This is a genomic window from Pseudomonas fluorescens group sp., from assembly GCF_020093335.1.
Lineage (GTDB): Bacteria > Pseudomonadota > Gammaproteobacteria > Pseudomonadales > Pseudomonadaceae > Aquipseudomonas > Aquipseudomonas petroselini.
Window position 1 is genome coordinate 1 of sequence record NZ_JAIOKW010000059.1, and the last position, 22,251, is coordinate 22,251.

Annotated in this window: 20 protein-coding genes; 12 read left to right on the forward strand and 8 right to left on the reverse strand. The window is 60.8% G+C overall.

Annotation, left to right across the window (positions count from 1 at the left end; all coding sequences use genetic code 11):
- Window positions 1–155: 155 nt before the first annotated feature.
- The 3 genes from K7431_RS29450 to K7431_RS29460 are packed head-to-tail and all read right to left on the reverse strand — an operon-like array spanning window position 156 to window position 3,080.
- Complete coding sequence (locus K7431_RS29450; protein ID WP_015885112.1) at window positions 156–464, reverse strand: AtuA-related protein; 309 nt, start codon at window positions 462–464, stop codon at window positions 156–158.
- A complete protein-coding gene (locus K7431_RS29455) occupies window positions 461–1,786 on the reverse strand; it encodes an acyclic terpene utilization AtuA family protein (protein WP_015885113.1) in 1,326 nt (441 codons plus the stop codon). The genes K7431_RS29450 and K7431_RS29455 overlap by 4 nt, the downstream gene beginning before the upstream one ends.
- A 1-nt stretch (window position 1,787) precedes the next feature.
- Window positions 1,788–3,080, reverse strand: coding sequence for a CitMHS family transporter (locus K7431_RS29460; RefSeq protein ID WP_015885114.1), 1,293 nt, complete (start codon window positions 3,078–3,080; stop codon window positions 1,788–1,790).
- Window positions 3,081–3,191: 111 nt separating this feature from the next.
- Here K7431_RS29460 and K7431_RS29465 point away from each other — a divergent pair, with 111 nt between their 5' ends.
- Window positions 3,192–4,088 carry a LysR family transcriptional regulator gene (locus K7431_RS29465; RefSeq protein ID WP_015885115.1) on the forward strand — a complete coding sequence of 299 codons (897 nt, stop codon included), beginning with the start codon at window positions 3,192–3,194 and terminating at the stop codon, window positions 4,086–4,088.
- Between the two features lie 103 nt (window positions 4,089–4,191).
- On the opposite strand, the gene K7431_RS29470 is transcribed toward K7431_RS29465, so the two are convergent.
- Both K7431_RS29470 and K7431_RS29475 read right to left on the reverse strand, forming a co-directional pair.
- A complete protein-coding gene (locus tag K7431_RS29470) occupies window positions 4,192–4,794 on the reverse strand; it encodes a glutathione S-transferase family protein (protein ID WP_015885116.1) in 603 nt (200 codons plus the stop codon).
- 10 nt (window positions 4,795–4,804) lie between these two features.
- Complete coding sequence (locus K7431_RS29475) at window positions 4,805–5,971, reverse strand: aminotransferase-like domain-containing protein (protein ID WP_015885117.1); 1,167 nt, start codon at window positions 5,969–5,971, stop codon at window positions 4,805–4,807.
- Window positions 5,972–6,053: 82 nt separating this feature from the next.
- On the opposite strand from K7431_RS29475, the gene K7431_RS29480 reads away from it, so the two are divergent.
- The 3 genes from K7431_RS29480 (at window position 6,054) to K7431_RS29490 (ending at window position 8,694) form a co-directional block, all read left to right on the forward strand.
- Window positions 6,054–6,488, forward strand: a complete 435-nt coding sequence (locus tag K7431_RS29480; RefSeq protein ID WP_015885118.1) for a MarR family winged helix-turn-helix transcriptional regulator — start codon at window positions 6,054–6,056, stop codon at window positions 6,486–6,488.
- A 169-nt stretch (window positions 6,489–6,657) separates the two neighbouring features.
- On the forward strand, window positions 6,658–8,004 hold the full coding sequence (locus K7431_RS29485) for an NCS2 family permease (protein WP_015885119.1): 1,347 nt from the start codon (window positions 6,658–6,660) through the stop codon (window positions 8,002–8,004).
- A 63-nt stretch (window positions 8,005–8,067) separates the two neighbouring features.
- On the forward strand, window positions 8,068–8,694 hold the full coding sequence (locus K7431_RS29490) for a LysE family translocator (RefSeq protein WP_015885120.1): 627 nt from the start codon (window positions 8,068–8,070) through the stop codon (window positions 8,692–8,694).
- Between the two features lie 7 nt (window positions 8,695–8,701).
- On the opposite strand, the gene K7431_RS29495 is transcribed toward K7431_RS29490, so the two are convergent.
- Complete coding sequence (locus tag K7431_RS29495; RefSeq protein ID WP_148270930.1) at window positions 8,702–13,837, reverse strand: dermonecrotic toxin domain-containing protein; 5,136 nt, start codon at window positions 13,835–13,837, stop codon at window positions 8,702–8,704.
- Window positions 13,838–14,064: 227 nt separating this feature from the next.
- Window positions 14,065–14,418, reverse strand: a complete 354-nt coding sequence (gene uraH / locus K7431_RS29500) for a hydroxyisourate hydrolase (RefSeq protein WP_015885122.1) — start codon at window positions 14,416–14,418, stop codon at window positions 14,065–14,067.
- Between the two features lie 388 nt (window positions 14,419–14,806).
- Between uraH and puuE the strand changes: the two genes are divergently transcribed.
- From puuE to K7431_RS29540, 8 genes are all read left to right on the forward strand, one after another.
- A complete protein-coding gene (puuE, locus tag K7431_RS29505) occupies window positions 14,807–15,733 on the forward strand; it encodes an allantoinase PuuE (protein ID WP_015885123.1) in 927 nt (308 codons plus the stop codon).
- Window positions 15,730–16,245: a 2-oxo-4-hydroxy-4-carboxy-5-ureidoimidazoline decarboxylase gene (uraD, locus tag K7431_RS29510; RefSeq protein ID WP_015885124.1), complete on the forward strand. Its 516-nt coding sequence runs from the start codon at window positions 15,730–15,732 to the stop codon at window positions 16,243–16,245. Before puuE ends, uraD begins: the two co-directional genes overlap by 4 nt.
- A gap of 41 nt (window positions 16,246–16,286) precedes the next feature.
- On the forward strand, window positions 16,287–17,282 hold the full coding sequence (gene alc / locus K7431_RS29515; protein ID WP_015885125.1) for an allantoicase: 996 nt from the start codon (window positions 16,287–16,289) through the stop codon (window positions 17,280–17,282).
- 187 nt (window positions 17,283–17,469) lie between these two features.
- On the forward strand, window positions 17,470–17,973 hold the full coding sequence (locus K7431_RS29520) for an ureidoglycolate lyase (protein ID WP_015885126.1): 504 nt from the start codon (window positions 17,470–17,472) through the stop codon (window positions 17,971–17,973).
- A gap of 51 nt (window positions 17,974–18,024) precedes the next feature.
- Entirely contained in the window at window positions 18,025–19,329 is a 1,305-nt protein-coding gene (locus K7431_RS29525; RefSeq protein ID WP_015885127.1) for a urate hydroxylase PuuD, read from the forward strand.
- 193 nt (window positions 19,330–19,522) lie between these two features.
- The gene (locus K7431_RS29530) at window positions 19,523–20,869 is read left to right on the forward strand and encodes a nucleobase:cation symporter-2 family protein (protein WP_015885128.1); all 1,347 of its coding nucleotides are present in this window, start codon (window positions 19,523–19,525) and stop codon (window positions 20,867–20,869) included.
- Between the two features lie 42 nt (window positions 20,870–20,911).
- The gene (locus tag K7431_RS29535; protein WP_148270931.1) at window positions 20,912–21,280 is read left to right on the forward strand and encodes a hypothetical protein; all 369 of its coding nucleotides are present in this window, start codon (window positions 20,912–20,914) and stop codon (window positions 21,278–21,280) included.
- A gap of 23 nt (window positions 21,281–21,303) precedes the next feature.
- Window positions 21,304–22,089 (forward strand): outer membrane protein OmpK, encoded by a 786-nt coding sequence (locus K7431_RS29540; RefSeq protein WP_015885129.1) that lies wholly within the window; start codon window positions 21,304–21,306, stop codon window positions 22,087–22,089.
- A gap of 47 nt (window positions 22,090–22,136) precedes the next feature.
- Here the strand turns inward: K7431_RS29540 and K7431_RS31360 are convergent.
- Window positions 22,137–22,251 (reverse strand): hypothetical protein (locus K7431_RS31360; RefSeq protein WP_370636191.1); only part of this gene is annotated, 115 nt, incomplete at its 5' end.

Here is a 22,251-nt window from a genome sequence, read left to right on the forward strand (position 1 = left end):
CTTGATTCGTTGGTTCATGGGGGACTCTTGGTTCCAGGGCATGATCAGTTACCTCCTGATCATGCGTATTAACCTGTAAACCATGTCCCCGGTTAGAAATGTAAACGATGTCCCCGGTTTGTACAGGGGCAAGCCCCCTCCCACAGTTACGGTATTTACAGGTCGAGATCCAATAATGCAGAGCCCAGGCACTTGCCATGGGCATCCAGCGCCAGCGAACGCGTGACGCCCCCCCGCAAGATCCCCGGCAGCACGAAGTTCAGTGCCTGCACGTTAGGCAATTCATAACGCCGCACCGGTGCAGCGCCGGGCTCCAGCTGGTCCGCAAAAAACTCAGCCACGCGCTCGGCGGTCAGCGTTTCGCACAGCAGCGGATAGTCCTCGGCACGGTACGCAATAATCGAAATGTTCGACGTATCGCCCTTATCCCCGGTCCGGGAATGGGCCAGCGTGTGCAGCTTCATGCTTCGATCCTCGGGTTGACCACGTTACGCGGCAGCAGCAACGATGCCACTGCCACCACCTGGCGTACGCTTTTGCTGGCGCCGCCGCCACCAGACGGGCCGTTGGTGTAGAGCGTTTCCACTTCATTGCCCACACGCACCGCTTCGCTGCGGGCTTCACAGCGGGCCGCCACGCGCAGGCGCACCTCCCAGGGCTCGACCGTGCTGCGCGGTCCGTGGAGCGCGTCCATGCCGATCAGTTCGGCACGCACGTCCTGCATCTTCACGCCCGTCAACTCAAGACGCTTGAGGACGACATCCCGCGCCAGCTGCGCTCGTGCGACAGCACCGGGGCCACCGTAGGACATCTGCCCTTCGCCGATCCAACCGTCCAGATAACCGACGCTGACCTTTAACTGCTCGGGTCGCGCACGGCCACCCGCACCCACGGCGCGAACGCGATCAGCGCTTTCTTCGACAAATCCCACGTGGGAAAAATCAGCGGTCACGTCAGGCGTGAGGTACGCCGCCGGGTCGTGCACTTCGTAGATCAGTTGCTCCGTGCACGTGGCGCGGCTGACCCGGCCACCGGAGCCGGCGACCTTGGTGATCAGCGCTTCACCCTCGGCATCGATCTCGGCCAGGGGGAAGCCCAGGCGGGCCAGGTCCTCCACCGCCTTGCGACCAGGGTCGGCAAAATAGCCGCCACTGACTTGCCCGGCGCACTCGAGCAAATGCCCCACCAACGTACCGCGTCCCAGGCGCTGCCAATCATCCGCTGCCCAGCCGAACTCAAACATCTGCGGCGCCAGGAACAAGGAGGGGTCGGCCACACGCCCAGTGATCACCACATCCGCATCCGCGCGCAACGCATCCAGAATGCCATCGACGCCCAAGTATGCATTCGCGGAAATGATCCGCTCGCCCAGGGAACCGACCGTCTGGCCGTTATCCAGCAGAAACTCGGGCTGCAGCACCGTCAACACGTCGTCGCCGACCACGGCAACCACCTTGAGATCAAGGCCCAGCTCGCCGGCAATCCGCCGCACTTCAACAGCCGCCGACAGCGGGTTGGCCGCGCCCATATTGGTGATCACCCGCAGACGGCGACGCCCGGCGCTTATCCCCACGAAGGGCAGCACACGACGCATGCGTTCACTCAACAACGGGTCAAAACCGCCAGCGGGGTCAGTGATCCGCGCCTGCTGCGCCAGGGCGATGGTGCGTTCGGCCAGGCACTCGAAGACCAGGTAATCCAGGTCGCCCTGCTCGGCCAGTTCCACGGCAGGTTCGATACGGTCGCCGGAGTAGCCGGCGCCGGAACCGATGCGCAAGGTTTTCATCTCAAATCACTCCCAGGAGCAACGCGGTCAGGGTCATCAACACCGACGCGGCAAACAGAAAAGGGATGGTAAAGCGCTGGTGATCGGCCAATTCGACCTTGCACAAGCCCACCAACAGAAAGGTCGCGGGGGTCAGCGGGCTGACCGGGAAGCCGGTGGTGTGTACGCCCAGCAACGAGGCCTGGGCCACTTGCAGCGGGTCGACGCCGAGGGCCTTGCCGACTTCGGCGATCACCGGCATTACGCCGAAATAGTAGGAATCGGGGTCGAATAGCATGCTCAGGGGCATGGAAATAAAGCCCACCACGGCCGGGATCAGCTTGCCGTGGCCGGCGGGAATCTGTGCCACTGCCACTTCGGCAATCGCCTTTAGCATCCCGGTGCCTTGCATGATCCCGGTAAACACCCCGGCGGCGAGCAGGATACTGGCCATGGTCAGGGCGGTTTTTGCATGGGCGTCGATGCGGGCGCGCTGGGCATCCACGTTCGGGTAGTTGATGCACAGTGCCAGCACCGTGCCGAGCATGAACATCACCACCGGGTCGACCCAGCCGGCGATCATCACCACCATGACCAGCACAGTCAGGATCAGGTTGACCCAGAACAGCCGAGGGCGACGCAGCTTGATGTCATCGTCGCTGAGTACCCGTTGCGGCACCGCATCGACGGTTGAACCGGCGCCCAGGCCCAGGCGTTTTTCTTCGCGACGGCCGAGCCACCACGCACAGCCAAAGACGAAGACCAGGCCGACGATCTGCACTGGAATCAGCGGTTGGAACAGGTCGGCTACCGGCACATGCAGCGCCGCCGACGAGCGCAACACCGGCCCGGTCCATGGCAGAAAGTTGACCCCGGCCGCCATCGCGCAGACGCAGGCGAGGATACGTTTGTCGATGCCCAGCCGGGTATACAGCGGCAACATCGCCGGCACCGTCACCAGGAAGGTCACCGCACCGGAGCCATCCAGGTGCACCAACAGCGCCAGGGTCGCGGTACCGACGACAATCCGCGTAGGACGCGTGCCTACCGTACGCAGGATGCGGTCAATGATGGGGTCGAGCATACCGGCATCGGTCATGATCCCGAAAAACAAGATCGCAAACACAAACATGCCCACCACGGGGGCGACGTTCTTGATACCGGTGATGATGAAGGCGCTGGTCTGCAGGCCGAACCCACCAAGCAGCGCGGCGATGATCGGTAAAGCGATCAGCGCCACCAGCGGTGAAAGGCGTTTGCTCATGACAGCAGCGAGCAGGCACAGGATGGTGATGACACCCAGGGTAGCGAGCATGGGTTACTCCAGAGCGGCCTTGGTGGCCGGTTATTGTTTTCCCTGGAGTATTGGAAGCGAGGTAGTCTTTGTAAATTGGAATATTCACCAGCTAGTGTTCGGAAAAACAAAATGAAGAACAGTATCCAACACATTCAAGCGTTTCTTGCGGTGGCTCGCACAGGCAGCTTCACCAAGGCGGCCAATGAACTGCATCTGTCGCCTTCCGCACTGACGGTGCAGGTCCAGCAACTGGAAGACTGGCTCGGCGTTGCCCTGCTCGACCGCAGCCCGCGCCATGTGAGCATCACCGCCGCCGGCCAGGAAGCCCGCGGCCCCATGGAAAAACTGCTGCTGGACCTGGACAACATCGTCACCGGCTCCCGCGATTTGGCCGCCCTGCGCCGGGGCGTGGTCACCATCGCCGCCCTGCCCTCGGTCTGCGCCGGCACCCTGCCGCCGGCGCTGCGCCTGTTTCGCGAGCGTTTTGCCGGGATCGAAGTGCGCCTGCATGACCTGGTGGCCCACCGGATTCATGCCCAGGTGCGTTCCGGCGAGGTGGATTTCGGCATCGGCGTGCGCGCACGGCTCAGCCATGGCCTGGAGTTCGTGCCGGTATTGAATGATCGCTTGTGTGCATTCGTGCCGGTGGATCATCCCCTCACTCGCCACCGTCAACTGAGCCTGGAACAGTTGGCGGACCAGCCGATCATCCTCACTGGCCGTGACAGCAGCGTGCGGGAGCAAGTGGATGCGCTATTCGATGAGACACGCCTGACGATGAACGCCGGCATGGAAGCCAACTACATGTCGACGGTGCTGGCGTTGGTGCGCCAGGGATTGGGCATCAGTGTGCTGCCGGAATCGGCGGCGGACAGCCTGGAAGGGTTGAAGCGCATCAGCATCGATCACCCCGGCGTGAACCGGGAGATCGGGTTGATCAGCCGCAGCGGGATGGGGTTGAGCCCGGCGGCGCAACGCTGCTTTGACCTGTTGAAAGAACAACTCTCTGACACACCACTGAGCTGAATGTGGGAGCTGGCTTGCCTGCGATGCAGACGACACTGTCTGCCAGTTGCACTGCGGCGATACTATCGCAGGCAAGCCAGCTCCCACATTTTGACCGAGTGAATCAGTCCAGCATGGCCACATGCTTAGGATGACTGGCAACACGTTTCAACCACGCCTGCACACCCGGATAAGCGTCCAGCTCAAAACCACCCTCATGGGCCACATGGGTATAGGCATACAAGGCCACGTCCGCGATGGAGAACTGATCACCCACCAGGTACGGCGTCAGTTGCAGTTGGCGCTCCATGACCTTGAGCGCCTTGTAGCCACCCTTGTGCAGCTTCTTGTATTCCTCCAGGCGTTCCTCGGGCAGCCCCAGGTAGAACTGGATAAACCGCGCCACCGCAATGTACGGCTCGTGGCTGTACTGCTCGAAGAACTGCCACTGCAACACTTGGGTACGCAGGCGCGGTTCGGTCGGCAGGAACTCGCTGCCATCGGCGAGGAAGTTGAGGATCGCATTGGACTCCCACAGGCAGGTGCCGTCTTCCAGTTCCAGTACCGGGATCTTGCCGTTGGGGTTCTTGGCCAGGAATTCGGCGGTCTGGGTGTCGCCCTTGAGGATATCGACATCGATCCATTGGTACGGGATGCCCAGCAGGCTGAGCATCAATTTGACCTTGTAGCAGTTGCCCGACTTGTAATCGCCATAAACTTTGTACATGGGGCTCCCCTTATGCCGCTTGCGCGTGCTGTGCTTGACGGACCACCGCGGCCAGGCGCTTGAGACCTTCGTCCAGGCGGGCCGGGTCGATATGGCTGAAATTGAGCCGCAGCGAACCCAGGTGTTGGTCCGGCTCGGAAAAGAACGGTTCACCGGGCATGAACGCGACGTTCTGTTCTAACGCTTGCGCCAACAAGGTGCGGGTGTCGAGCGGCTGTTTCAAGGTCAGCCAGAAGAATAATCCACCCTGGGGCACCTGCCAGTCGGCCAGGTCAGCGAAGTGATGCGCCAGCGCCACTTGGAATGCGTCACGGCGCTCGCGGTAAAAGCTGCGCAGTTCTACCAAGTGCTGTTGGTATTTTTCCGTGCCGACCCATTGCATCGCCTGCCATTGGCCGACGCGGTTGGTGTGCAGGTCCGCCGATTGCTTGAGCTTGAGCAAATGCGGGAACAGGTCCGGGCTGGCGATCAGGTAACCCACGCGCAAACCGGGCAACAACGTCTTGGACACAGTGCCGGTGTAGATCCAGCTGGCTTTTTTCAGGCGCCCGACGATGGGCTTGGCACTGCCGCCGTCGAAGGTCAGTTCGCGGTAGGGCTCGTCTTCGATCAGCGTCACCCCAAACTCGTCGAGCAAGGCGGCGACCGCTGCACGCTTGGCCTCGCTGTAGCGTACAGCCGACGGGTTCTGGAAGGTTGGAATCAGGTAGATAAACGCCGGGTGGTGGCGTTCGAGGTTGGCGCGCAACGCGGCCAGGTCGGGACCGTCGGTTTCCAGTGGCACGGTGAGGCAGTCGGCACCGAAGAGTTGGAAGATCTGTAAAGCAGCCAGGTAGGTCGGGCCTTCCAGCAGGATCTGGGTGCCTTTATCGATGTACAGTTTGGCGGCCAGGTCCAGGGTTTGCTGGGAGCCGCTGACCACCAGCACCTGGCTGGCCTGGCACGGTACGCCCAAGGCGCGAGCTTGCGCAGCGAGCAGTTCGCGCAAGTGGGGTTCGCCTTCGCTCATGCCGTATTGGCCGATAGTGAGCGGCATGTCATCCCAGTCCAGGGCGGGCAGCATGGCTTGCGCGGGTAGGCCACCGGCGAACGACATCACTTCCGGACACTGGGCCGCCGCGAGGATTTCACGGATCAGGGAGCTTTTGAGGCGCGTAACACGTTCAGAGAAGGCCATTAGGGTCACCGGTAGCGAAGACTGTAGAAAATACGTCAAACTGGTTGACCGAAATTACGACGACTTCAGTGGATACGTCAATATGCTTGACCTTAAAAACCCGACCAGCCAGCAAACAGCCATGGAGGCGTTCTTCTTCGGCTACCAGGCCTTTACCGCCAAGGCCGACGAAATGCTTGAGCGCCGTGGCCTGAGCCGGGTGCACCAGCGCATCGTGTTTTTTATCGCACGCTACCCCGCCCTGAGCGTGAAGGAACTGCTGGAATTGCTCGGGGTGAGCAAACAGGCGCTGAACATGCCGTTGCGTCAATTGCAGGAAATGCACCTGGTGGACAGCGTCGCGTCCGAGACCGACAAGCGCAAACGCCTGCTGGAATTGACAGAGGAAGGTCGGCGTTTCGAGCAGTCATTACGCCGTGAACAGGTGAAGCTGTTACAGCGCGCGTTCAGTGAAGCGGGCGAAGACGCGGTGGCGGGATGGCTGGCAGTGAATCAGGCGTTAAGTGCGGCTAATTAGCCTTTCATCCCCTTTTACCCAGCCAATCGAAAACATTATTTGCTTTATTTGTATACAAAAGCATAATTCGCTTCGTGCGAGTTCCTGACCTATTGGTCAACAAACCCGCCAGTACCTCTCAGCGCCTACGCGCTGGCCATAACAATAAAATGCTTGAGGAGTACTCGCTGTGGATAGCCGCAAATCCGAAGCCTCACCCCTGGACCTCCAACCCACCCATACCGGCTGGCTGGAACGCCTGTTCAAACTGCGCTTGCATGGCACCACAGTGAAGACCGAGCTGATCGCCGGCCTCACCACCTTTATCACCATGGCATACATCATCTTCGTCAACCCGAACATCATGGCCGACGCCGGCATCGATCATGGCGCGGCGTTCGTCGCCACCTGCATCGCCGCCGCGCTGGGTTGCCTGTTGATGGGCCTGTATGCCAACTGGCCAGTGGGCCTCGCACCAGGCATGGGGTTGAACGCGTTTTTCACCTACACCGTGGTCGGCACCATGGGCTACACCTGGGAAACCGCGCTGGGCGCGGTGTTTATCTCCGGCGTGTTGTTCATGGGCCTGACGCTCTCGCGGGTGCGTGAGTGGTTGCTCAACAGCATTCCGGTCAGCCTGCGCCATGCCATGGGCGCGGGCGTCGGTTTGTTCCTCGGGGTGATCGGTTTGAAAACCGCCGGGATCATCGTCGACAGCCCGGCCACGCTGATCAAGCTCGGCTCGCTGCATGAACCCGCACCACTGCTCGCGGCCGTGTGCTTCCTGCTCATCGCCATTCTCAGCTACCACCGCGTGTTTGGCGCGATCCTGATCAGCATCATCGCCGTCACCCTGGCCGGATGGGGGCTGGGGTTGGTGCACTACAACGGCATGATCTCCACCCCACCGAGCCTGGCGCCGACCTGGATGGCCATGGACGTGAAAGGTGTGTTCAATGTCAGCATGATCAGCGTTGTATTTGCCTTTCTTTTTGTACACATGTTCGACACCGCAGGTACACTGATGGGCGTCGCGCAACGAGCCGGGCTGGTCAATGCCGATGGCAAGATCGATAACCTGTCCCGCGCGTTGAAGGCCGACAGTGCCTCCAGCGTGTTCGGTGCCATGGTCGGCGTGCCACCGGTGACCAGCTACGTGGAAAGTGCCGCCGGTGTCGCCGCCGGTGGCCGCACCGGGCTGACGGCCGTGACCGTGGGCGTCCTGTTTGTGGCGGCGATGTTCTTCGCGCCGCTGGCCGGCATGATTCCTGCGTACGCCACGGCCGGCGCGTTGATCTATGTCGCGATGCTGATGATGAGCGGCATGGCCCATATCAACTGGGACGACGCCACCGACAGCATCCCGGCGATTGTTACGGCGATCATGATGCCGCTGACCTTCTCGGTTGCCGACGGGATCGCCCTGGGTTTTATCACCTATGTGGCACTGAAGGCCGGTACCGGCAAGCATAGGGAAATTTCTGTCAGCCTGTGGGTGCTCTGCGCGATCTTCATTGCCAAGTTCGCGTTTCTGTAGGGACACCGGTTTGACCCCGCCTCACCCCGTCGGGTGGGGCTTTTGTATGAAGGGAGGAACGCAATGAGTCTGGAAACCTGGCTGCTGTTCAGCGGCGCTGCGCTGGTAGTGATCCTGATCCCAGGACCGCTGTCATTGCTGATGATCAGCAACAGTTTGAATTTCGGTCTGCGCCGCTCCTACCCGGCATTTCTCGGTGGCGTGTCTGCCTCGATCTGCCTGTTGAGCGCATCGGCATTAGGCCTGGGCGCCCTGCTGCTGGCGTCGGAACACCTGTTCAGCGCGTTGAAAATTGTCGGCGCGGTCTACCTGTTTTATCTCGCCTGGCAGAGTTGGCAGCAATCGCGCCAACCGGCCCAAGGTGCCGTGGTACCGCAGGCCGTCGCTACGCCGCGCTTTCGCACGCTGTTTGGCAGCGCCTTTATACTGGGCGCCAGCAACCCCAAGGACATCCTGTTTTTTACCGCCTTCCTGCCGCAGTTCCTCAGTGCCCAGCAGGCGTTTGTGCCACAGCTGTTGATCATGATCGCCACGTGGACCGTACTCGACCTGCTGTGCAAGCTGGCCTACGGCCTCGGCGCCCATGGCGCAGTGCAGTACCTGCGCAGCGGCAAGGGGCAACGCTGGTTCAACCGCATCAGCGCAGGGTTGTTCAGTGGTGCGGGCGCGGCGTCACTGCTCAGTCGCTGATCGTTACCTAGTCCGTCACCTTAATCATGAACACCGTAAAGTAACCCGCGCTGCGGTTGTGCTGTATGCCCACCAGCATTTTGACCAGGCGTTTGTCCTTCATGGCTTGCTTGACGGGCTCGTACAGCCCCTTCTTGCTGGCAGGGCTATGGGTCAGGGTTCGTCGAAACCAGGTGTCGGACAACTGCAGCACATCCGTGGACTGGATATTCAGGCTGCTCGACTCCGTCCAGCGCGTCATCATGAAGTACACATTGCTGGATTTGGGATGGGTGCAGATAAAGTTGTACTGGTTGCCCATCTTGCGTTTCTCCACTGCCGTGACGGTAAAACCCTGGCGCTCAAGCACTTGCCTGACGGCCTTGCGCACGGTCAAGTTTTTGGTGTGCGTACTCGCGGTGCCTTTTGGGCCAGACAGTGCAGGAGGCAGTCGAAAAGGCACGATGAAGTCCACGCGGGCAAACCCCATCCCAGTGCTTTCAGTGGCGATGTTGATGCTCGCTCGCTTCTCCAGTCGCAGCGGCTTGAGCATCCTTAACAGGTCATCCGTCTGCCCCAGAACGCGGGGCACCGGCGGCAGCCAATCATCGAGGGTCGCGCGAATATTGAGCAGGCGCGTGGCGGTCATTGAGTTCCCCGTATCGGCCAGTTCTACCAGACGATGGGCTACGGCGTACTGACTCGAACGGGTCAAGCCAGGAAAAGCCGTAGCCACCGACTCGACCAAGGGCCCAACGAACAGCGGTTGACGCGGCGTCCACAGGCCGTCGGCCCCCAAGGTAAAAGGAATGGGCTGGGAAGCCAGGTCATCGCTGAGCCAGTGCACCAGTTCGTCATAAGACCCTTCTCCCATGCGTACGCTACGCCTCACGAAAACCAGATCGTCCGGTGCCTTCGCGCCTGCGGGGAGGATCTCGTAATATTTGTTGCCCAACAGCAGTGCGTCGTAAGGTCGGGGGCCAGGCATACGGTACAAGCGCTTGGACTCGGATATCGCCTGCGGTGGCTCGGCCGGTACTTCCTGCCCCCAGCCCTGCCAGGCATGATCCGCCAGCACGGCGCGGTCCCGATAACCGGTGCGGGGAGGAGCCTGCGGTGCCGACCAGCCGGTGTTCCCCTCCGTTGTATCCCAAGGCCTCCACCGCCCGGAGCTGGGACCGGGCGTCGGTTCCGGGGCGTCGGCCCCCAGTAGCCACTCGGAGGGTTCTTGAATGCGCAGCACCAGTTCGTTCTCACCGCCGACCTTGGTGTTTTTCATGCGCAGGTCGCGCTCCCCTGGGCGACGATAAACGGCGTAGCGCTCTGCACCGTCGACCACAAACTGTTCGCCGCCTTTCACATAACTGCCCTTGCTGTGGCCACGAAGGGCAATCGCACCGTCGACGGTGGTCGAGGTGCTATAGCCGTCAAGGCCCTTGAGCGAACGCGCGCCGGGCGACGAACGCAAATAAAAGTCGCCGCCATGTGCCATTCGCTGCTGGCGATGCAACTGCTTGAGGGCCTGGCGCAGGGTCGCGGTGCTGAGGCCACGACTGCCCCGCGCCAGGATGCCGGGGCTTAAGGTCATGAGCGCTTCGACCACGGCCATGTGGACACTCGACACCAGGTCGAACACTGCATGTGGCGAGGCGCGTTGATACACCCGCCTGGCAGCCAGCAATACTTCGTACACCTTGACACCCAGGCCCACCCCCGGCACGTAGGACAATAGCCCGCGCCGCCTGGCGTCGACCTGTTCACCCAAGCGCCATTCGCGATAGGCCTGCAACTCTTCACGGGAGTTGGACTCACTGCGCGCCTGGCGCTGGACACCGAGTACCCGAGCATGGGCCACCATGGCCAACAGGTGATAGCCGTTGCTGAGGGTAATCCCCAACCACTGACGCGGTGCTGCGGCCTGTTGCTCACTGATTTCGGCTTCGATCTCCGTCAAGGCTTTGGCCGGCTGTACGCGCCAGGTCATGAACCATCGCCGCACAGCCCTTGCGATGCCCGGCCAACCGTTGCTTGCAAACCCGTGGATGACCCTCAACCAGCTCAATGGTTCGGCAACACGGTGCAGGACTTCCGGGTAACTGCCGAGGGCCTGAGCCTCCCAACCCGGCGCGATTTTGCGGGCAATGTCCAGACAGATGTCCGGTTCAGCCGCAAGGTCGATCAGTGCCTGACGAGCTCGCGCCAGGTTCAGGTGCTCGGTTAACGCCGGATGCCCTGTTGCCTCGGGCCAATACACCAGGCACCGGCCATCGACTTGATCGAGGATCACCACAATGCCAGCCACATGTCGCGGCTGGGGTAACGTCAACGCCTCCAGCCGAACGCAACACAACTGAACCCGATGACCGTTACGTTCCAGGTCAGACACCGAGCGGGCGCTCAGCGCAACGTCAAACAGGCTTTGCGCACGGGCACTCAACCCCGCGTTGACGGCACTGAACAGCTCCCATCGCGCCGCCAACCGAAACGCCCGTAACAGGACCGCCCGCAGGCCAGTAGAACCCTCGCCATCGCCATAAAACGCCTGACTGATCTGGTGGTCGTACTGCCCGCCCAGGTCCAGGGCCGAAATGGTTTCAAGCAAATAGTCAGGGGTCAGGCGAGTCTTCCAGGAGGGTTCCAGGTAACGCGCATGGCGCAACCTCTGTCGTGTCCAGGGCGCCTCGGCATCCAGGTTGCTCAGGGCCAGTTGTAACAGGCTGAACTGGCTGCGTTGCTGGCTGACCACCGTCTTGATCCCCGACCCGCCCGCCGGGCGTTGTGGGTGGCCTTCCCAGTGGGTGCTGACATCATCGGGCAACTCCAGCATCGATTGGTCGATGTTCACCTCGGGATAAAAACCATCGGCGGTCAACTGCGCGATCAGCGCTTGGCGAGCAAACGTCGCCAGCGCCGGCAACTGGTGCAACAGGCCGCGCTCGAGGGCCTGGCGCGCACTCAGTGCCTGGGTTTGCAGCCGTCCATATTGCCTGCGTTGGGCCACTGCGGCCTGGGCCATCCAGGCGGGCAAACGCTTGACCTGCGCCGCCGCCAGGCGCAAGACCTCGACATTGGCCAACGCCTGGTCCCGCGTGTCGTTGGGTGGGATCTGCAAGCTGCTGGCCGCTTCATCGGCCAAGAGCATTTTGGCCAAAAATGTGTCACTGACTTCGCGAAAAATTTGCTCGCCTTTTTCCACGCTCACCCGCAGTTGATTGAAGCCTTCGAGCTGCTCACGAATCGCCAGCATCAGCGCGTGCCCTTCAATCACCGACCAAGTCACCGTCAACGGCTGGTCGGTCGCCAAGGCGTTGACTTCAGCCATGGCCCGTGCGCGCTTCGGACGGTGAACGCTGCGCCACAGGGGTGAGCCGTCCGCGCCTTTAAGACTGGCGTCCAGCGCGGCAGACAGTTGCTCCAGTGAATTGAACCCTTGAAGCCCACCGTGGATACCCGGCAAATAAAACAGCACCGGCTCTTGGCGAATCGGCCGCGCCACAGCCTCGGCAGTGGTGATGACCCATGCTCCGAGCAAGCGATGGCCGCTGCCAATCGAGACACCCAGCCACCGCGTTGTACTGCGTGCATCGGCGGTGGCTGGTTTTTTTTCCAGGGCTTCAAGCCCGACCTTCAGATGGCGGGGCCCGATCAGCTTCAACTGGTGTTGCAGGCGCACCTCGGCATCCAAAGCCGTATGGCATGCTTTCAGCAGTTGCGAAGCCCGTGAACGCTGGCCTGCGGGGCTATATTTCCAGTATTCGAGGTCTGCCAGGCGCGAGTCAGAGACCAGCGTTTGCGCAGCGGCAAAGGCCTCCTGCCACTGCCGGTGCAGCGCTTGGAAGTCGCTATGCGCGGAGGTCTCATGGTTCAGGTCCGTGGGATCCAACAGCCCCGACAGCGCTTTCTCATAGCGCAGCAGCTTGGCTTCGCGGGTTTTGATCGCCAGGTCCGAATCCAGGCTGGCAAAATCGATGTGCTGCAACCGACGTAGCCGGTCCCACTCCAGCATTTGCTCCAACGCAGCGTGAATGTCCGGTCGTGGCTGGATCCACTGCTTGCGCTCCTGCTCAACCCGCTGCAAGCGCTGGATAATACTCCCCTCGCTGCCGCGTGCCGCGTCGCGAGGAAACACCAGGACCAAGTTGATCTGCCGGACACAATCGCGCTCATTTTCCCATTGGACGCGCACCACGCTATCGGCGCTGTGGTGCAGTGCGTTATCCGTCAGCGGTTGCGGGGGCTGGACGGTGAGAGGAACGGCATCCTGTGAGACAACGTCCGGTAATTCGTGTCGACGACTCAGGGGCAAACGTGGCCACACGGCCTCCAAATGCCGATTGATCAACCTCGGCAGTTGCTCTTGCAAGCTGATCAAGGAGCCAAATTCGTGAAACACCTGGGCCAACCCCGGCAGAACAATCACCTGCCGCTGATGGCTGCGCCCCTCGTCCTGATAGATATGCAAGGCGCCGCCCAACAGCACGCGGACCGCTCCCTTGGCCGGCCAAAATAGCGGTGAAACCTGCAAACCGCCCCAAAACCCACCCGCCTGCTGCCGCGCCGCCAAGGTGGGCGCGTCGAGGATGCCCTGGACCATCTCCACGCCATGATCCGACAGCTCCAACACGCCGTGAGCCAGCAACGCCTGGTCGGCTAACCACTCGCTGTAGACCTCACGCCAACGTGCCTGGCGTGACAGCCAGGAGTCGCCCGCCAATCCCGTCCAGTAATCCGCCTGGGCCTCATCAAGCTGCGCGTGGTTCCACTCTCCAAGAGCATCCAACAAGGCCGCCTGGGACGTGTCATCCAGCGTACACGGGGCCACGCCATCATCATCGGGCTCCGACGCCAGCAACCTCAGGCTCGCCTCGATCAAGTCCGGCAGTGAGCATACCTGGCCCTCCTGCATCGGCACTTTGCCCGGCAGGGCTTCAAGGTTCACGCCGAAGGCCTTTTGTAATGCCACGCGCGTAATCCGGCGAATGCGTGGGGCACGGCTCAGTATGGTGTTCAGGCGTTTGGTCGATGCCCGGGCTCGCAGGCTGGCGGCGTGCAGCTCGTTGATCGTGCGACTGGGCGAAGCGCTGGAATTGATTCGGCGGGTCAAGCCGTCCTTGATAGGGTCATCGTCGACACGTCCTGCCTGAGAGTCGGGTACCTCGCTCATCTTCGCCTCCGTTGCTCTGAAAAACACGAGGCTACGCAGATCGACGACCGCTCCCGATGTACATAAATAACCTTGGCCCAATAAAAATATCGCGGGGGCTCTCTCTGTTCATCTGCTAGGGAAACCTTAGAAAGCGCCCGTGCCGGATCGCCCTCCTTGAACAGCACTCGAAAAAAAGCCCGCAGTGTGGGCGGGCCAAAACCAACGAAGTCAGTGGTGTACGTTAGTCAGCTACCGCGGTAAGTCGAATAGCTGTAGGGCGAAATCAGCAGCGGGACGTGATAGTGGTCCTGCTCGGCGCTGATGCCGAACCGCAGGACCACCACATCAAGAAACGCAGGCTCCGGCAATTGCACGCCTCGAGCGCGGTAGTAGTCGCCCGCACTGAACTGCAGCTGATAGACACCGCTGCGGTAGTCATCACCTTGCAGCAGGGGGGCATCGCAGCGGCCGTCGCTGTTGGTCTGTGCGGTGGCAACCAGTTCCAGCTGCGCGCCTTCGACGCGATACAGCTCGACCTTGATTGCGCTGCCGGGGCAGCCGTGTGCGGCGTCCAAAACGTGTGTGGTCAAACGTCCCATGGCGTCTGTGCGCCTCCCGTGGTCAGTAATAGAGGAAACCGCACTCTTTCAGGGCATCAAAAAAGCCGGCGATGAACGATTAAGACACTTTTCAAAAAACTTGTACACAATAAATTTAACAAACACCCGGTCCCCGTGAGTGACGACCAGGGTGGCGACAGTGGTGCACCTGCTATACCCAGTTAGAATGCTTGCCGGTAAGCTAACGCCTACAGGTGGGCGTCTACCAAAAAGTTTTTAGGCTTTAGCTGACCAGTCAGGCAGGTTTCTTGCAGTAACTTAAACGCATGCCATTCGGAAAAAATGCAGAAATGCAGGCTTACAAACTGAGCAATAAGTTGTATACAATCACTCATCGCTACTTCGACGAACAAGAAGGAAGACTGCAGTGAGCGCTGACTACCCACGCGACCTGATCGGTTACGGCAGTAACCCTCCTCACCCCCATTGGCCGGGCAAGGCGCGCATTGCGCTGTCTTTCGTACTCAACTACGAAGAGGGCGGCGAGCGCAATATTTTGCACGGAGACAAGGAATCCGAAGCCTTCCTCTCGGAAATGGTCTCGGCCCAGCCGCTGCAAGGCGCGCGCAACATGAGCATGGAGTCGCTGTACGAATACGGCAGCCGTGCCGGCGTATGGCGCATCCTCAAGCTGTTCAAAGCATTCGATATCCCGCTGACCATCTTCGCCGTGGCCATGGCCGCCCAGCGTCACCCGGATGTGATCCGCGCGATGGTCGAGGCCGGCCACGAAATCTGCAGCCACGGCTACCGCTGGATCGACTACCAGTACATGGACGAGGCCCAGGAGCGCGAGCATATGCTCGAAGCCATCCGCATCCTCACCGAACTGACCGGCGAACGCCCGCTGGGCTGGTACACCGGGCGCACCGGCCCCAACACCCGACGCTTGGTGATGGAGGAAGGCGGCTTCCTCTACGATTGCGACACCTACGACGACGACCTGCCCTACTGGGAACCCAACACCCCCACCGGCAAGCCGCACCTGGTGATCCCCTACACCCTGGACACCAATGACATGCGCTTCACGCAGGTGCAGGGTTTCAACAAGGGCGATGACTTTTTCGAGTACCTCAAGGACGCGTTCGACGTGCTCTACGCCGAAGGCGCCGAAGCGCCGAAGATGCTGTCCATCGGCCTGCATTGCCGCCTGATCGGCCGCCCTGCCCGCCTGGCCGCCTTGAAGCGTTTTATCGAATACGCCAAGGGCCATGAACAGGTGTGGTTCACCCGCCGCGTCGACATTGCCCGTCACTGGCACGCAACCCATCCGTACACGGGAGCAGCGAAATGACTGCATTCCAAACGCTGAAACCGTCGACCCTGAGCCGCGACACCTTCGTCCAGGCTTTCGCCGACATCTACGAACATTCGCCATGGGTGGCCGAAAAGGCCTTCGACCTGGGCCAGGACGCGTCGATCGACCAGATCGAAACCCTGCACCAGCGCATGAGCGACGTCCTGTTGAGCGCTGATCATGCCAAGCAACTTGCACTGATCAACGCTCACCCGGACCTGGCCGGCAAAGCCGCCGTCCAGGGCCAGTTGACCGAAGCCAGCACAAATGAACAGGCTGGCGCCGGTATACACCAATGCACGGCCGAAGAGTTCTCGCGCTTCACCGAGCTGAATGATGCCTACAAGGCCAAGTTCAAGTTTCCCTTCATCATGGCGGTAAAAGGCAGCAACCGGCATCAGATCCTCGCCGCGTTCGAAACGCGCATCCACAACGCGGTGGACACCGAGTTCAAGTGCGCGCTGGACGAGATCAACAAGATCGCGTTGTTCCGCTTACTGACCCTCTAAACGACCATCCCCAGCCACTTTATCTAAGGCAGACAAGAAGAATGAAAGCTTACGCCGCACCTTTCGAGAAGTTCGTCAACCTGGCCGACGCCCGCTTGGGCACCAAGATCATCTCTGTCACCGATGACTGGTTCGCCGACGCCAACCGCCTGTTCCAGCCGACCCCGGCCGTGTGGAAGGAGGGCGTTTTCGATGACAACGGCAAGTGGATGGACGGCTGGGAGTCGCGCCGCAAGCGCTTCGAAGGCTACGACAGCGCGGTGATCCGCCTGGGCGTACCGGGCTCGATCAAGGGCGTGGACATCGACACTTCATTCTTCACCGGCAACTACCCGCCGTCGGCCTCCCTGGAAGCCTGCTTCCTGGCCTCGGGCGAGCCTGACGAAACCACCCAGTGGGTGGAAGTGCTGTCGGCCGTCGAGCTGCAAGGCAACAGCCACCACTACCACGAGATCAACAACGACCAGGCGTTCAGCCACCTGCGCTTCAACATCTACCCGGATGGCGGCGTGGCGCGTCTGCGTGTGTACGGCGTGCCGTTCCGCGACTGGTCCTCGGTGGGCGACAACGAACAGGTCGACCTGGCTGCCGCACTTAACGGTGGGCGTGCCCTGGCGTGCTCCGACGAACACTTCGGGCGCATGAGCAACATCCTCAACCCAGGTCGTGGCGTCAACATGGGCGACGGCTGGGAAACCGCGCGTCGTCGTACACCGGGCAATGACTGGGTGATCGTCGCCCTGGGCCACCCGGGCGAGATCGAGAAGATCATCGTCGACACCCTGCACTTCAAGGGCAACTACCCGGACACCTGCTCGATCCAGGGCGCGTTCGTGAAGGGCGGCACCGACAGCCAGATCGAAACCCAATCGCTGTTCTGGCGCGAACTGCTGCCGGCGCAGAAGCTGGAAATGCACGCCGAACACACCTTCGCCGAGCAGATCAAGGCGCTGGGGCCGATTACCCACATCCGCCTGAACGTGTTCCCGGATGGTGGCGTGAGTCGCCTGCGCGTACTGGGTAAAGTTTCGAAGTAAGCGGTGAACCCTGTAGTGAGCGGTCTTGCCCCGCGCTGGGTGGCGAAGCCGCCCCAATCCAGCCACCGCGTTCTGTCAGACAGAACTCAGGCGCCTGGTTTTAGGGCGGCTTCGCCACCCAGCGCGGGGCAAGCCCGCTCACTACAGAAGCAAAACAAACACACAGAATCCGGATAAGAAGACAGCCATGCGCACACTGATGATCGAACCCCTGACCAAAGAAGCCTTCGCCCCTTTCGGAGACGTTATCGAAACCGACGGCAGCGATCACTTCATGATCAACAACGGGTCGACCATGCGCTTTCACAAACTGGCAACGGTCGAAACCGCCAAGCCGGAAGACAACGCCATCATCAGCATCTTCCGCGCCGACGCGCTGGATATGCCATTGACCGTGTGCATGCTGGAGAGACACCCGCTGGGCAGCCAGGCTTTCATTCCGCTGCTCGGCAACCCCTTTCTGATCGTGGTCGCGCCACTTGGCGATGCACCTGTATCGGGCTTGGTCCGCGCCTTCGTCACCAACGGCAGGCAGGGCATTAATTACCATCGCGGCGTCTGGCACCACCCGGTGCTGACGATCGAAAAGCGGGATGACTTCCTGGTGGTTGATCGCAGTGGCACAGGCAATAACTGCGATGAGCATTTTTTTGAAGAGGATGAGCGGTTGATCCTCGCCCCCCACCAATAAGAGAAGGCCGGATCACCCGACAACAAGGGTGACAGGCGAGAGGTAAAGACTGTGGAAGCACATTTGATGGAATGGCTGAACCTGAGCGTGCGCTGGGTTCACATGATCACGGGCGTCGCGTGGATCGGCGCTTCTTTCTACTTCGTCTGGCTGGAAAACAACCTTAATCGCGTCAACCCCAAGAGCGGCCTGGCCGGTGACTTGTGGGCGATCCACGGTGGCGGTATCTACCACCTGGAAAAATACAAACTGGCCCCACCGACCATGCCGGACAACCTGCACTGGTTCAAATGGGAAGCCTATTTCACCTGGATGTCCGGGATAGCGCTGCTGTGTGTGGTGTTCTACTGGAACCCCACGTTGTACCTGCTGGCACCGGGCAGCAGCCTCAGTGGTCCGGAAGGCGTATTGCTGGGCATTGGCTCATTGTTCGCCGGCTGGTTCATCTACTCCTTCCTCTGCGACTCGGCCCTGGGCAAGCGCCCTGCCCTGCTCGGTTTCATCCTGTTCGTGCTGTTGATTGCCGCCGCGTACGGCTTCAGCAAAGTGTTCAGTGGCCGTGGCGCCTACCTGCACGTGGGTGCGGTGATCGGCACCATCATGGTCGGCAACGTGTTCCGCATCATCATGCCGGCGCAACGCGCACTGGTCGCGGCGATTGCCGAGAACCGCACGCCGGACCCGGCGCTGCCAGCCAAAGGCCTGCTGCGTTCGCGACACAACAACTACTTCACCTTGCCGGTGCTGTTCATCATGATCAGCAACCACTTCCCGAGCACCTACGGCAGCCAATACAACTGGCTGATCCTGGCCGGTATTGCGGTGGCGGCGGTGTTGGTGCGGCACTACTTCAACACGCGGCATAACAGCCAGAAGTATGCGTGGACCTTGCCGGTAGGCGCCTTGGCGATGATTTGCCTGGCGTACGTGACCGGGCCTAAACCGGTGTCGACGACCCCGGAAGTGGCCAAGGCGCCGGCGGCCATCGAGTATCAGCCGTTGCCGGAAACGGCGTTGGGCGGAGGTTTGAAACCCGCCGCGCCCGCTGCGCCTGCCGAAACGGCTGCAGCCCCTGCGGCACCTGCCCAGGCGACGATTGATTTCGACAAGGTCCATGGCGTGATCCAGGAACGCTGCGCCGTATGCCATTCGGCCAAGCCGACCAGCCCGTTGTTCAGCACCGCACCGGCCGGGGTGATGTTCGACACCCCGGCGCAGATCCAGCAGCAGGCCGCGCGCATTCAAGCGCAGGCCGTGGCGAGCCAGATCATGCCGCTGGGCAACATCACCCAAATGACCCAGCAGGAGCGGGATCTGATCGGCACCTGGATCAACCAGGGAGCGCGCACCAACTGACAGGCTGGCGCAGATCCAAATGTGGGAGGGGGCTTGCCCCCGATGGCAGCGTGTCATTCAACGCATCAGTGACTGAACAACTGCAATCGGGGGCAAGCCACCTCCCACAAGGGTCTCCGGTGTTTTGAAGATTGAGTTACACCCGGCAATTGAATGCCGAACAACACAACAATAAAAAGATCCGAGGTGTTGCATGACCGAGTTAGTCGAACCGCAGATTCCTGCCGCGCCCGCCATGGTGCGGCTGCCCCTCTTGCAACTGATTCTGGTAGGCCTGCAACACGTCTTGCTGATGTACGGCGGTGCCGTCGCCGTGCCCCTGATTATTGGCCAGGCCGCCGGCCTGAGTCGTGAAGAAATCGCCTTTTTGATCAACGCCGACCTGCTGGTGGCCGGCATCGCCACCCTGGTGCAGTCGTTCGGCATCGGTCCGGTGGGCATTCGCATGCCGGTGATGATGGGCGCCAGTTTTGCCGCCGTCGGCAGCATGGTCGCCATGGCCGGCATGCCGGGTATCGGCTTGCAGGGGATCTTCGGCGCAACCATCGCCGCCGGGTTCTTTGGCATGTTGATCGCGCCGTTCATGTCCAAGGTCGTACGCTTTTTCCCACCGTTGGTGACCGGCACGGTGATCACTGCGATCGGCCTGTCGCTGTTTCCGGTGGCCGTGAACTGGGCCGGTGGCGGCAGTGCCGCTGCGACGTTTGGCTCCCCCATCTACCTGGCAATTGCCGCGTTGGTACTGGCCACCATCCTGCTGATCAACCGCTTCATGCGCGGATTCTGGGTGAATATCTCGGTGCTGATCGGCATGGGCCTGGGCTACGCCTTGTGCGGGGCTATCGGCATGGTCGACCTGAGCGGCCTGGCCCAGGCGCCGTGGGTGCAAGTGGTGACGCCGCTGCACTTCGGCATGCCCAAGTTCGAGTTGGCGCCGATCCTGTCGATGTGCCTGGTGGTGGTAATCATCTTTGTCGAGTCCACTGGGATGTTCCTCGCATTGGGCAAGATCACCGGCCAGGACGTCACGCCGAAGATGCTCCGTCGCGGCCTGCTGTGTGATGCCGGTGCGTCGTTCTTTGCCGGCTTCTTCAATACCTTCACCCACTCCTCGTTCGCCCAGAACATCGGCCTGGTGCAGATGACCGGCGTGCGTTGCCGCTCGGTGACGATGATGGCCGGCGCATTTCTGATCGTACTCAGCCTGCTGCCCAAGGCCGCCTACCTGGTGGCATCGATTCCACCGGCGGTACTGGGGGGCGCGGCGATTGCCATGTTCGGGATGGTGGCGGCCACCGGGATCAAGATCCTCCAGGAAGCCGACATCGCCGACCGTCGCAACCAATTGTTAGTGGCGGTGAGCATCGGCATGGGCCTGATCCCAGTGGTGCGCCCGGAGTTCTTCGCGCAGCTGCCGCTGTGGATGAGCCCGATTACCCACAGCGGCATCGCCATGGCCACCCTCAGCGCGTTGTCGCTGAATATCCTGTTCAACATTCTCGGCGGCGATGAACGACCTGCCGTTGCTCACACGCATTGATTCCTTTGTTAGTAAAACGATAACAAGACAGGGAACACTCACATGCACACCCTTCACCAGGGGCCGGCCACAAGCCGTGCCCCATTCTCGCCCCACGCGCGCTGTTACAGCGCACTTGAGCCCAAGCTTTGGAGCCAGTATTCTCCGCGCCCGCTCGAATCAACTCAAAAAAAAACAGCGAATGTAAAAGCTGACTGCAAGGCCAACTTATCCCGGCCTTATGTCTGCGGCCAACGTGCGCAAACGTCCTCTGAATTCGACTGCATCCGATGCAGCCGACGGGGATTTTTTGGCTTTTTAAACACCTTGGCGCAGCTCTTGCTAAAAGCACTAAAGCTGACCAAACAGACGATTTTTGCAGCGAAGCCAAAGGCGCCACACCAGAGCGCCTGCGTAGAAGAAAAACCATAAAACTTTAACTCGGGAGCAACCGAATGAAACCTATGTTCCAAGGCCTGATGCTGGCGGGATCCCTGCTGGCCGGTGGCCAAGCCGTGGCCGGTGACCTGTTGCAGTGGCAGAACAACAGCCTGACTTACCTGTGGGGCAAGAGCTTTACCGTCAACCCGCAGATCCAGCAAACCGTCACGTTCGAACATGCCGATGCCTGGAAGTACGGCGACAACTTCCTCTTTGTCGACCGCATCTTTTACAACGGCAAGGAAGACGGCAACGTCGGCCCAAGTACGTATTACGGCGAAATCAGCCCGCGGCTATCATTCGGCAAAATCCTGGACAAAGACTTGTCCTTCGGCCCGATCAAAGATGTGCTGCTGGCACTGACTTACGAGTTCGGCGAAGGCGATAACGAGTCGTATCTGGTCGGCCCCGGCTTTGACTTGAACATCCCCGGTTTCGATTACTTCCAGTTGAACTTCTACCAGCGCCAGACCGAAGGCAATCGCCCGGGTGACGGCGTTTGGCAGATCACCCCGGTCTGGTCGTACACGATTCCGGTCGGCAGCTCCGATGTGCTGATCGATGGTTTCATGGACTGGGTGACGGACAACGACAAGAACGCCCGTGGCACTTACCACGCCAACCTGCACTTCAACCCACAGGTCAAATATGACCTGGGTAAAGCGCTGCATTGGGGCGACAAGCAGTTGTATGTGGGCTTTGAGTACGACTACTGGAAGAACAAGTACGGGATCGAAGATTCCGGCGCGTTCAAGACCAACCAGGACACGGCGAGTTTCCTGGTCAAGTACCACTTCTGACAGAACACTGCAGATCTAATGCGGGAGGGGCTTGCCCCCTCCCACATTTAGTCCTGGTTCAAACCGAGGAACCGAGTGATTTCTTCACGCTTGGCCAACGCATCCCGCCGCCCCAGCTCAATCAACTCGCTGCAATACCCCGCCTCGAACAACAAGTAACTC